Here is a 12119-nt window from a genome sequence, read left to right as displayed (position 1 = left end):
CTCCCGCAGCGCTCAGGCGCTGGCCTTCAAATGAGTTGCCGGTTGTACGGCAGGACGTTGGTGCACCAGTGGCAGTACCTCCTGGCCGATACGCAGGGCTTCTTCCAGGTGAGGATTGCCCGCCAGGATGAAGGTCGAGAAACCGGCATCGCGGTACTCCACCAGGCGTTCGGCGATGTTCTGGTGGCTGCCCACCAGGCCCACGGTTGGCCCCGGCTTGGCTTTGGCGAAGCCGGCCCACAGGTTTGGGCCGATGATCAGGTCGTCGAAGCGGTCGATGTTCTGGTGGTAGGCGGTTTGCCGTGCGCCACCTACCGAATCGGAGCCGCTGGTGAAGCCCTTGGCGACCACGCTGCTCTTGCCTTCAAGTTTGTCGAACTGGCGACGCAAATCTTTCCACGCCAGCTCTTCGGTTTCCCGGGCGAACAGGTCGACACGCAGACCAAAGCGCACGCTACGACCCTGCTTGTCCGCCAGTTCGCGTACCCGATCGATATGCGGCTTGAGCTTGTCGATGGGCTCGGCCCAGTTCAGGTAGACGTCGGCGTGTTTGGCGGCGACATCAAGGGCGGCGTCGGAGAACCCGGAGAAGTACACCCCGGGCTTGCGCTCGTTCTGCAGGCCGTGGGGCAGGGCACCGTTCTCCAGTTGGTAGATATCGCCTTCGTAGGAGAAACGTTCGTTTTGCCAAAGCCCCTGGATGATGTCGAGGAATTCACCCGTGCGTTTGTAGCGCAGGTCATGTTCGAGGAAATCGCCGTTGGCCCGCTGGCTGGCCGGGTTGCCACCGGTGATGATGTTCCACTCCAGGCGTCCGCGGCTGAGGTTCTGCAGGATCGCCGCTTGTTGCGCGGCGTAGGCCGGCAGGGTCCAGGTCGCCTGGAACGCGATCAGGAATTTGATGCGGCGGGTTTCCCGGGCCAGGGCGGCTGCGGCAATCCATGGCTCGGGGCCGGTAGGCAACAAGGCGCCTTCGAAGCCTGCCAGTTCTGCGGCTTTCGCGACCTGGGCGATGTAGTCGATGTAGGTGAAGTCGTCCGGTTCGCCATTGGGCAGCCGTCCCGGTGCGATGTTGCCCGGGCGATAGTGCGGATTGCCGCGGTTGTGTTTGTCGGTGGTCAGTTGCGGGCCGTCGGTGCCCAGTGGCAGGCGCCAGAAAAACTCAGTGCTCATGGGTTGCTCCTGATTCAAGTACGCGTAAGATCGCGCAGGTGCGAGGCTGTCCTGTCAGGTGGATTGCAACGGACATGCCATGCCCGGCCCGCCGGGTTTGGGCCAGCGGGGCCGGGGGGTTGGCGGGGGGAAGGGAGAGGGGGTGAAGGCGGGGGTGCTGCTGTAGCAGCAGTCCGTCAGCAATGGTTGTTCGGGGTGCAGCAGGGGGGGGTGATGGTGTTCTGGAGAATGCCATCGCTGGCAAGCCAGCTCCCACAGGGGATGTGTGTGGTCCGCGATTGCGTAGGAGCCGGCTTGCCGGCGATGGCGATTTTGAATACGCCGATGCAGCAGGCGGGTTTGGTTGTGTTCTGGAGATTGCCATCGCTGGCAAGCCAGCTCCCACAGGTGATGTGTGTTATCCGCGATTGCGTAGGAGCCGGCTTGCCGGCGATGGCGATTTTGAATACGCCGATGTAGCAGGCGGGTTTGGTTGTGCTCTGGAGATTGCCATCGCTGGCAAGCCAGCTCCCACAGGTGATGTGTGTGGTCCGCAATTGCGTAGGAGCCGGCTTGCTGGCGATGGCGATTTTAATAACGCCGATGCAGCAGGCGGGCTTTGGTTGTGCTCTGGAGATTGCCATCGCTGGCAAGCCAGCTCCCACAGGGGATGTGTGTGGTCCGCAATTGCGTAGGAGCCGGCTTGCTGGCGATGGCGATTTTGAATACGCCGATGCAGCTGGCGCGTTTTGATGGTGTTCTGGAGATTGCCATCGCTGGCAAGCCAGCTCCCACAGGGGATGTGTGTGGTCCGCGATTGCGTAGGAGCCGGCTTGCCGGCGATGGCGATTTTGAATACGCCGATGCAGCAGGCGGGTTTTGATGGTGTTTTGGAGATTGCCATCGCTGGCAAGCCAGCTCCCACAGGGGATGTGTGTTGTCCGCGATTGCGTAGGAACCGGCTTGCCGGCGATGGCGATTTTGAATACGCCGATGCAGCAGGCGGGTTTGGTTGTGCTCTGGAGATTGCCATCGCTGGCAAGCCAGCTCCCACAGGTGATGTGTGTTGTCCGCGATTGCGTAGGAGCCGGCTTGCTGGCGATGGCGATTTTGAATACGCCGATGTAGCAGGCGGGTTTTGATGGTGTTTTGGAGATTGCCATCGCTGGCAAGCCAGCTCCCACAGGGGATGTGTGTTGTCCGCGATTGCGTAGGAGCCGGCTTGCTGGCGATGGCGATTTTAATAACGCCGATGCAGCAGGCGGGTTTTGGTGGTGTTCTGGAGATTGCCATCGCCAGCAAGCCGGCTCCTACGGGCGATGGCAGTGTTGATTACGCCGGTGCGGTGGCGACGATGTCGTCAATCGAGGCGCCCGCTTCGGCGCTGCGCAGGTAGGTCTGGTACAGCGCCGCGTAAGCGCCACCCTGATCGATCAATTGGCGGTGAGGGCCTTGTTCGACCAGGCGACCGTGGCGGATGACCGCAATGCGGTCGGCATCGCGGATGGTTGCCAGGCGATGGGCGATGATGATGGCCGTGCGACCTTCGCAAAGCCGGCGAAACGCTCGCTGGATGCGGCGCTCGGTATGGATGTCGACGGCCGAGGTCGCCTCGTCCAGCACCAGTACCGCAGGGTCCGCGAGGTAGGCGCGCACCAGGCAGACCAATTGCCGCTGGCCATGGCTCAGGTGCCCGCCCAGTGGTCCGACTTCGGTCTGGTATTGGTGCGGCAGGCGCTCCAGCACCTCGTCCGCACCCAACTCCCGGGCCGCCGCAATCAGGCTCGCGTCGTCGGCTTGGGGGGAGGCCAGGCGCAGGTTGTCGAGAATGCTGCCGCTGAACAACACATTGTCCTGCAAGACCACGCCGACATTACGCCGCAGTTCATGCTGGGTCAGGTTGCGAACATCGATGCCGTCCAGCCTGACGGCGCCCGATTGCACCTCGTAGAAACGCGTCAGCAACTGCACCAGCGTGCTCTTGCCATGGCCCGAGGGGCCGACAATCGCCAGCACTTCACCGGCAGGAATGTGCAGGTCAAGGTCGTTGATCACCGGCGTCGAACTGTTGGCGTCGTAGCTGAAGCGCGCCTGTTCAAAGCTCACCTCGCCGCGGGCCCTGCCCACGCGTTGCGGTGTGGCGCTGTCGTTGATTTGCGCGCGGGTGTCGAGCAACAGGAAGATGCGTTGCGCCGAAGCCGAACCGGTGGCGTAGCGCTCGAACAGGTCCGACAGCTCCTGCAATGGCCCGAGGAACAGGAATACATAAAACAGACTCTCGGCGATCTGGCCCACGGTCACATCCGCCTGCGCCAGACCGTAGGCGCCCACCAGCAACAGCACGGCCATGCCGGCCGAGCTGAGCAGCGCGGTAAAGGGAGCGAACCAGCCAGACCGCAGGCTGCCACGGATCAGCGCCTGGTTGAAGTCATCCAGCAGGCCGCGATAGCGCCGCAGGTTCGGCGCCTGTTGCGCACACTGCTGCAACATGCGCGCGCCGCTGACGCTTTCCACCAGATGCGCGGTGAAGCGGCTGCGGTTCTCGGCAACCCTTGCCCAGTTGCGCTGGGAGATGCGTTTGAAACTCCAGGTCGCCAGCACCAGCAACGGCACCGTCGCAGCGAGACTGAGAAAAAATCGCGGATCGATTCGCCACAGCATCACCGAGGCCAGCCCGCAGCGCAGCAGCGCGCCCAGCAACTCCGGTGGCCCCTGAATCAACAGCGGTTCCAGGGCATCGACATCCCGGTCGACTCGGGAAATGATCCGTCCAGCCTTGGTCCGGTCGAAATAACTGACGCTCAAGCTCTGGACATGGGCAAACACCCGCACCCGCAGGTTATTCAACACCCGGATCGCCGCACTGCCGGCGACGAACTGCGAGACCCCGGCGAGCAGGAAACGCCCCAGCCAACTGGCCGCCAACCCCAGGCCGAGCCAAAGTACCAGGCGCTCATCGAGCAACCAGTGACTGCCCTGTTGAATCAGCCCACGGTCGAGCAGTTCACGGACGAACCAAGGGCGCAGGAACACGGTGAATACCAGCAACAGCTCAATGCCGATGACTCCGAAAATGTGCCGGCGAATCGGCTTCAGCAGCGGTAATAGCCGACTGAACATGCTGCGGTCGAGGGCCTTCCTGGCCAGCATTTCTTCAATTTCGATATCGCTCAAGGCTTTGCCGGCGATTGGATTAGCCATGGTCGATCCCTAGCAGGTCGCGATAATCAGGAGAGGTATTCAACAGTTCGGCATGGGTGCCGCTGGCGGCGATCCGGCCGTCCTGGAGCATCAGCACGCGGTCCGCCAGGAGGATGGTCGAGAGCTTGCTGGAGATCACCAGCAAGGTGGTGGCACGCCCCTGTTCACGACGCAGTTGGCGAATGTTGTTCAGCACCTGGCGTTCGCTGATCGCATCCAGCGCGCTGGTGGCATCGTCCAGGCACAGGATGTCCGGCTCGCCGAGCAGCGCACGGGCCAGGCTCAGGCGCTGGCGCTGGCCGCCAGAGAGCGTCACGCCACGATCGCCCAGCGGCGTGGCCAGTCCTTGGGGCAGGCGTTCGAGCACATCTTCCGCGGCGGCCAGGCGCAAACCGTGAAGCAATTGTTGATCGCTGGCGTGCGGTGCCGTCAGGCGCAGGTTGGCCGCGAGGGTGTCGGAAAACAGAAAGCTTTCCTGGGGGACCACGTGAACCCGTCGCCTGAGTTCGTCCAGGTTCAACTGACGAATGTCCTGCCAGCCGGCGCTGTTCGAGCCTACCGACAGGCGCCCGGAGCTGATGTCGCTCAGGCGCGGCAACAGGCTGGCCAACAGGCTTTTGCCGGTGCCGGTCGCGCCGACCAGCGCGACGATTTCGCCCGGCTGCAGCGTCAGCGAACAGTCCTGCAGGATATCCAGGCCGCCACCGGGGGCGCTGACGCAGACATGCTCGAGTTTCAAGCCCAGCGGCGTGTCGGGCAGGCTGGCATTGCCGCTGCGGATGGCGGCCGGCTCGTCCAGCAGTTGCCAGATCCGCTCGGCACTGGAGCGCGCGTCGGCGAACGTCTGCATGACGCGGCCGATGCCCTCGATGCGAAACACCAGGGTGGTGGCAATCAGCAGCGAGGTGACCAGCTCGCCGATGCCCAGCCGTTCGCTTGCCACCAGGTGGGCGCCGTAGACCAGAATCCACACATGCGCCAATGCGACGACGGCCTGGGGCAGCGGTATCCGCGAACTTGAATAGGCGAGGGCGTCGCGGGCGTGGTCGGCGAACACCGCCACCTGCGTGGCGAAACGCTGGATGCGGTGGTGTTCCAGGCCAAACGACTTGATCACCCGCACGCCGCCAATACCTTCGCTGAGGTCCTGGTTGACCCGGTCGTAGGCTTGGCCGACGGCCCGGTCGAGACTGACCAGACGTTCGGTCTGGCGCACAAAGATCCACAGGCCGAACACCGTCAGCAAGAGTGGAACCAGCCCCAGCAACGGGTTGTACCAACTCAGCAGGCCGACGGTTGCCAGTACCACCAGCGGCGTTTCCACCACCTGCCGCCAGAAGCTGATCAGGGCATCGCGAACCTTGTCGGCATCACGGGTGGTGCGGGTGATCATTTCCCCCATGCCGTGTTGCCAGTGGTAGCCCAGGTGCAGGGTTTGTACCTGTTGCAGGATACGTTCACGCAGGCGCGTCAGCAGTTCCTGGCTGAGCACCAGCGACAACACGCTCGCGGCGTATTGCAACACGCCACGGCCCAGGGCCACGGCGAGCATCAGCCATAACCAGTACCAGCCAAGGCTGGCGTCGAGGCTGCCATCGGCTTGCCGGATCACCGCGCGACCGGCGCTGACGTCGTTCACCGCGTGTCCGATCAGCCATTGTTGCCAGACCAGCCCGAGGTTCGCTGCAATGAACAGCACCGCCACCAGGGCGAAGCGCCAGGGCATTTCCCGATAAATCGCCAGGCAGCGTAACAGGGGATGTTTTTCGATCATGTAATAGCTCTGCAGGAGCCGGCTTGCCGGCGATGGGACCTGTGGATTTGTAGCGGTATTGATGACGCCATCGCTGGCAAGCCAGCTCCTACAGGTCAGTGTTGTGAATACGCCCTTGTAGGAGCCGGCTTGCTGGCGAAGGGGGCCGTCAGCTCTATGCCGGGCTGGTAGCCCCCTGTTTCTCCTTGGCATTGAGGATCGCGGTGTATTCGCCCGGATCGACACCATTGAGGTAGTAGTTACCGACGTGATGCAGGCGCCAGCGGATCGGGTCGTGGGTGGTATGGACCCGGGCATTGCGCCAGAAGCGGTCGAGGTTCCACTTGGTCAGCGATGAACTGGCACCGAGCAGGGAGAAGATGTCACTGGAGATTTTCAGCGAGGCCGCGTCGGAGTGGGCGCGGGCGGTGGCCACCGAAAGAATCAGCTCGTCCTGCAACGCTTTGTTGTCCGGGTCCAGTTCGTGCTGGTCGAACACCTGTGCAGCGTCTCGCAACAGTGATTGCGCCCCACGCAAGGCCACGGCGTATTCGCCGATCTGCTTGATGATGTGCGGCTCCTGATTGGCCTGGTCGACACCGCTTTCCACCCAGGGACGGGCGTTATGATTGAGGTAGTCCACCGCAGCAGACAGCGCGCCTTCGGCAATGCCGGTGTCGATGGCGGCATGCAGAATCTGCGGGAAGGTCAGGCCGGTGCGCTTCATCGGTCCCTTGCGCTGGGAGACGAAGCCTTCGTCGAGTTCGATGTTGTCGAAGATCACTGTGCCGCTGACCGAGTTTTTCTGGCCGAAGGCTTCCCAGTCATCCACCAGGGTCAAGCCCGGCGCGTTGCGATTGAGCAATACGCCGGCGCCGCCGTCATCGCTGGCGGCTGTCAGGGAAATCCACTCGGCCAGGTAGGAACCGGTGGAGTAGAACTTGCTGCCGTTGAGGATCAGCTTGCCGTCGGCACGCCGTTCAACCCGCGTCTTGAGCGCGAACTTGTTCTTGCCACCCACTTCAGCCAGGGCGTTGCCGAAACGTTTGCCGGCCAATACATCGCGGATCAACCGGTCACGAATGTCCTCGGAGTAGCCGGTGAAAATCCCGCGCAGCATGACGTTGTGGATTTGCAGCAATTGACCGACGCCGCCGTCGGCTACGGAAATGATGCGCACGGTTTCGACGATGGTTTCCACCGAGGCACCCAGCCCGCCAAATGCCTTGGGAACGCCAATGGCGGTCAGGCCGCTTTCGGACAGCAGTTGCGCCTGCCGCCGGGGCAGTTGGCCGTTCTGACTGGCATCGGCGGCGATTTCGGCGATCTCCACGGCGATCTCCTTCGCCACGGCGATGGCTTGGGCTTCGCTCTGAAGCAAGCGGATCGGCGCCTGCTCCTGGATCAGTTGCCCGCCGGGGTTGTGTTCGACCTTGCTCATTGCTCTACCTCTGATAATTGATCGGCTGATGGCCACGAAAATCACACCTGTCCCCTGTAGGAGCCGGCTTGCTGGCGATTGGCCTTCGAGCCTTGCGCTGATCCCGTCGACGCCATCGCCAGCAAGCCGGCTCCTACAGGGGGGAGTTTTCCGGGCGTTGAGAGGGGCTGAGCAAGTTCTGCGCCAAGGGCTTTGGTGCCTGTTGACGCGGGGTTTATCAGTCTGCGAGAGGCACGGGTGCTGCTGTGGAAGCAGCCCTCTGCTCGATCAGCAGCAGTCGCCGCGCAATGCTGCTGGCAGACCAGCAATTGAAAGCGGTCGGGCATCCGGGTACAGGCGCAAAGCCCCATGAATCGTGGCTTTCGTTTCTTGGCACGGGCGGTGCAATAGCTCCGGCAACAGTCACTTGCCAACCCAGATGGAGCTGCCCATGACGCTTGCTGCCAAACACGCCCGCCCCGATACCACAGCTGAACTCGAGCAGATCTGGTTCACCCGTTGCCCGGTGCCGACGGCCTCCGGAATCGCCTACAAACTCGGCTGGCTCAGCGAAGAGTTCGCTGCCGACGGCCTGCCGGTTTCGACCTTGCAGGAGGCCCGTCAACTGGGTCATCACCACTACGATCACGAACTGCCCGGGCTGTTTCGCGAAGGCGGAAACGTCCCGGCATTGGCCGCCCGGGCGGCGGGTGCGCCGAGCCGTCTGATCGGCCTGACCTGGATCGAAGAATGGCAGACCATCCTGGTTCGCCCCGACTCCGGCATTCGTCATCCGCAAGACCTCAAGGGCAAGCGCCTGGCACTGCCGGCCTGGGGTGAAACCCGTCCGGGGAGTATCGCCCGGGCCATGAGCCTGCACGGTTATAAAGGCGCGCTGAGCCTGGCCGGGCTGGGGTTCGACGATGTCGAACTGGTGGAAGTCGCGTTGCAGGATCAGGAACGCGCGGCGAACCCGCAGGAAGGCTTGCAGCGTTTGTGGTCAGGGCTTGATTACCTGGTGCGCGGCGAGGTGGACGCGGTCTACGTCAAGGGCGCTTCCGCCGCCGATGCGGCGCGGCGTCTCGGGTTGGTGGTGGGCATCGACCTGGACCTGATCGCCGAGCCCCGTTATCGCATCAACAACGGCACACCGCGTCCGATCACTGTCCACCAGAGCCTGCTCGACAACCACTTCGACCTGGTGGTGCGTTTTCTCGCACAAACCCTCAGCGCCGCTGATTGGGCCGCCAACAATCGGCAGGCACTGAACGCCATTCTCGAGGAAGAAACCCGCGCCGGCAGCGCCGGGGTCGCCGAGGCCTATCGCGGCGAATTCCACACCACGCTGGCGCCGGATCTGTCCTCACAGCGCCTTGAGTTTCTCGATATCCAGAAAGACTTTCTCTATCTGCACGGCTTCCTGGAACGCGATTTTTCCATCGCCGACTGGGTCGATCCGCGCCCGTTGCAAGCTGCCCATGAACTGTTGGCCAAGCGCCGCGCCTGAATCCGGAGATCTGCCATGACCACTCTCGTCTACGAAAAACCAATCAACGAACAACTGATCAGCGAAGAACTGAAGAACTTTATCGACAAGGTGCTGATCGAGGCTGAAGAAGCCTTCACCGTGTTCCGTGAAACCAACACCATCACGGCTAATGGCACCGTCGGTTTCATCGAGCGCGTACCGGGCCAGGAGTTGCTGGTGTCGGTCAACTATGGCGGGCCGTGGAACTACCGCAAACCACTGCAGGCCACGGTCACCGACTTTGCAGGCAACGTCATCTACGGCACAGGCAAGGGTGGCTTGGGGCGCTACACCAAACTGTTCCAGCAGCACCCGGACATCACCACCGTGTCCCATGTGCATTCGCCGTACCTGGGTGCCTGGGCGCAAACCCATCGCACGCTGCCGTTCCACTACGTGCCGGTGCAGCGGTATCAACTGGCCCGGGAGCTGCCGGTGTACATCGACCGACGTCAGCCGGAAGTCGATTTCATTCTGGAAAAGATCGCTGAAAACCCCTTCAACCTGGCGATCCTGGAAGCCAATGGCGGTTCCACCGTGTGGGGCAAGCAAGGCTTGCGCGCCACTGCCGAATTCATCCTGTTGCTGGAGGAGGGCGCGCAACTGCAATTGCTCGCCGATGCCCTGGGCGGTTCCCGTCCTTACGGCCCGGGCGTTCTGACCCAGCAATGGAAAATGAGCGGCCTGTACGACAGAGCCACCGAACTGGGCCTGGTACCTGCCATCGACCGGCGCACCTGATCCACCGACCACCACACCTCCTGTAGGAGCTGGCTTGCCAGCGATGGCGGTCGTGAGGTTGGCGCAAGGCCCGCAGGCCCCATCGCCAGCAAGCCGGCTCCTACAAGGGCGTATTCGCAACACTGAACTGTAGGAGCTGGCTTGCCAGCGATGGCGGTCGTGGGATTGGCGCAAGGCTCGAAGGCCTCATCGCCGGCAAGCCGGCTCCTACGAGGACGTATTCGCAACACTGAACTGTAGGAGCTGGCTTGCCAGCGATGGCGTCCGCGGGATTGGCGCAAGGCCCGCAGGCCCCATCGCCAGCAAGCCGGCTCCTACAAGGGCGTATTCGCAACACTGAACTGTGGGAGCTGGCTTGCCAGCGATGGCGTCCGCGGGATTGGCGCAAGGCTCGAAGGCCGCATCGCCGGCAAGCCGGCTCCTACGAGGGCGTATTCGCAACACTGAACTGTAGGAGCTGGCTTGCCAGCGATGGCGTCCGCGGGATTGGCGCAAGGCTCGAAGGCCTCATCGCCGGCAAGCCGGCTCCTACGAGGGCGTATTCGCAACACTGAACTGTGGGAGCTGGCTTGCCAGCGATGGCGTCCGCGGGATTGGCGCAAGGCTCGAAGGACTCATCGCCAGCAAGCCGGCTCCTACGAGGGCGTATTCGCAACACTGAACTGTGGGAGCTGGCTTGCCAGCGATGGCGGTCGTGGGGTTGGCGCAAGGTCCGAAGGCCTCATCGCCAGCAAGCCGGCTCCTACGAGGGCGTATTCGCAACACTGAACTGTAGGAGCTGGCTTGCCAGCGATGGCGGTCGTGAGGTTGGCGCAAGGCTCGAAGGCCCCATCGCCAGCAAGCCGGCTCCTACGAGGGCGTATTCGCAACACTGAACTGTGGGAGCTTGCTTGCCAGCGATGGCGTCCGCGGGATTGGCTCAAGGCTCGAAGGCCTCATCGCCGGCAAGCCGGCTCCTACGAGGGCGTATTCGCAACATTGAACTGTGGGAGCTGGCTTGCCAGCGATGGCGTCCGCGGGATTGGCGCAAGGCTCGCAGGACTCATCGCCGGCAAGCCGTCTCCCCACAGGGGGCGATGGCGGTCGCAAGGTCGATACACAACTCAAGGAATACCACCATGGCTGTAAAAATTCTCTGGTACCTGACGACCCCTGACGGGCCTTATCCGTGGGAGCCCGAAGGGCGCTGGAAAACTGATTTCGAGCACCTGAAACAACTGGCCGTGGCCAGTGATCGCCTGGGGTATTACGGTTCGTTGCTGGGCTCCAGCCCCAACGAAAGCCTGGCTGTTTCAGCCGCGTTGATCGATGCCACCCGGCGTTTGCGTTTTCTCGTGGCGCAACACCCTGGCGAGTTGTCGCCAGCCGTGTTGGCCAAGTGGGCGCTGACCTTCGATCAATTCTCCAACGGTCGCCTGTTGTTCAACGTGGTCAACGGCAACGACGCCGGCCTGGCCACCCTTGGCGTGCATTACCCTCACGATGAACGTTATGACTTCAGTCTCGAATACTGGCGCGCCTTCCAGAACTTCTATGCCGGCGACACGTCGGGCTATGACGGTCAATACGTCAAGCTCGCGCCTCGCTCACCGGCTGCTGCCAGTCATCCGCTGGGCGGTTGGCATCCGCCCAAACAGAAACCCGGCATTCCATTGTGGGGCGCCGGCACCTCGGGGCCCGGCGTTGCCCATTCGGTGCAGTTGCTCGATGTTTACCTGAGTTTCGCCAACACCCCGCCGAAACTCGGGGAGAAATTCCGCAAAGTCGCGGCAGAGGCTGCAAAGATCGGCCGCGAGCTGACCTTCGGCACGCGTCTGCAAATCATCGTCCGCGAGACCGAAGAGGAGGCCTGGGCCCACGCCGAAAAACTCTTGCAGCGCACCTCGCTGCAAACCGCGCGCACGGCCATCGAACGGCAACTGCCACCCGGCCAAACCCTGGACAGCTTCCACAGCGACGACCCGCAAATCCAGCGCAACGTCGACGCCGTCCGTGCAGGTCGCCTGCCCAAGGCGAGGGATCTCGAGATCTATCCCAACGTCTGGCTCGGCCCGAGCCTGTTCGGCTTCAACATCCTCGGCCCGGCCGCAGGCACTTATCTGGTGGGCAGCGCCGAGCAGGTTGCCGAGCGGATTCGTGAGTACGAAGCACAAGGCACGTCAGCGTTCATTCTCTCGGGTTTTCCGCTGATCGATGAAGCGCACCGGGTCGCGGACCTGCTGTTCCCGTTGCTGGACCTCGATCACGGTTTCGACGTGCCGCGCCTGCGGGCTGACACGCCGGTGGCGCAATACAGCAACGTGGTCGAGCGGGCCTGAGGATAG

At 62.8% G+C, this 12119-nt stretch carries 8 protein-coding genes; 3 read left to right on the top strand and 5 right to left on the bottom strand.

Translation table 11 applies throughout. The annotated features are described in order from the left end of the window. Positions 1 to 12: 12 nt before the first annotated feature. The 5 genes from AB4O16_RS04910 to AB4O16_RS04890 form a co-directional block, all read right to left on the bottom strand. Complete coding sequence (locus AB4O16_RS04910) at positions 13 to 1173, bottom strand: LLM class flavin-dependent oxidoreductase (protein ID WP_110661682.1); 1161 nt, start codon at positions 1171 to 1173, stop codon at positions 13 to 15. 176 nt (positions 1174 to 1349) lie between these two features. Continuing rightward, the gene (locus tag AB4O16_RS04905; RefSeq protein WP_460157166.1) at positions 1350 to 2315 is read right to left on the bottom strand and encodes a hypothetical protein; all 966 of its coding nucleotides are present in this window, start codon (positions 2313 to 2315) and stop codon (positions 1350 to 1352) included. Positions 2316 to 2484: 169 nt separating this feature from the next. Further along, on the bottom strand, positions 2485 to 4353 hold the full coding sequence (locus AB4O16_RS04900) for an ABC transporter ATP-binding protein (protein WP_460157165.1): 1869 nt from the start codon (positions 4351 to 4353) through the stop codon (positions 2485 to 2487). After that, entirely contained in the window at positions 4346 to 6127 is a 1782-nt protein-coding gene (locus AB4O16_RS04895; protein ID WP_460157164.1) for an ABC transporter ATP-binding protein, read from the bottom strand. Before AB4O16_RS04895 ends, AB4O16_RS04900 begins: the two co-directional genes overlap by 8 nt. 154 nt (positions 6128 to 6281) lie before the next feature. Beyond that, positions 6282 to 7547 (bottom strand): acyl-CoA dehydrogenase family protein, encoded by a 1266-nt coding sequence (locus AB4O16_RS04890; protein ID WP_160385948.1) that lies wholly within the window; start codon positions 7545 to 7547, stop codon positions 6282 to 6284. Between the two features lie 430 nt (positions 7548 to 7977). On the opposite strand from AB4O16_RS04890, the gene AB4O16_RS04885 reads away from it, so the two are divergent. From AB4O16_RS04885 to AB4O16_RS04875, 3 genes are all read left to right on the top strand, one after another. After that, the gene (locus tag AB4O16_RS04885) at positions 7978 to 9033 is read left to right on the top strand and encodes an ABC transporter substrate-binding protein (RefSeq protein WP_460157163.1); all 1056 of its coding nucleotides are present in this window, start codon (positions 7978 to 7980) and stop codon (positions 9031 to 9033) included. 15 nt (positions 9034 to 9048) lie between these two features. Continuing rightward, the gene (locus AB4O16_RS04880) at positions 9049 to 9795 is read left to right on the top strand and encodes a class II aldolase/adducin family protein (protein WP_460157162.1); all 747 of its coding nucleotides are present in this window, start codon (positions 9049 to 9051) and stop codon (positions 9793 to 9795) included. 1118 nt (positions 9796 to 10913) lie between these two features. Beyond that, on the top strand, positions 10914 to 12113 hold the full coding sequence (locus tag AB4O16_RS04875) for an LLM class flavin-dependent oxidoreductase (RefSeq protein WP_460157161.1): 1200 nt from the start codon (positions 10914 to 10916) through the stop codon (positions 12111 to 12113). The last annotated feature ends 6 nt before the right edge of the window (positions 12114 to 12119 follow it).

The organism is Pseudomonas sp. S2_H10 (assembly GCF_054668285.1).
This window is presented reverse-complemented; position numbering and strand designations above follow the sequence as displayed.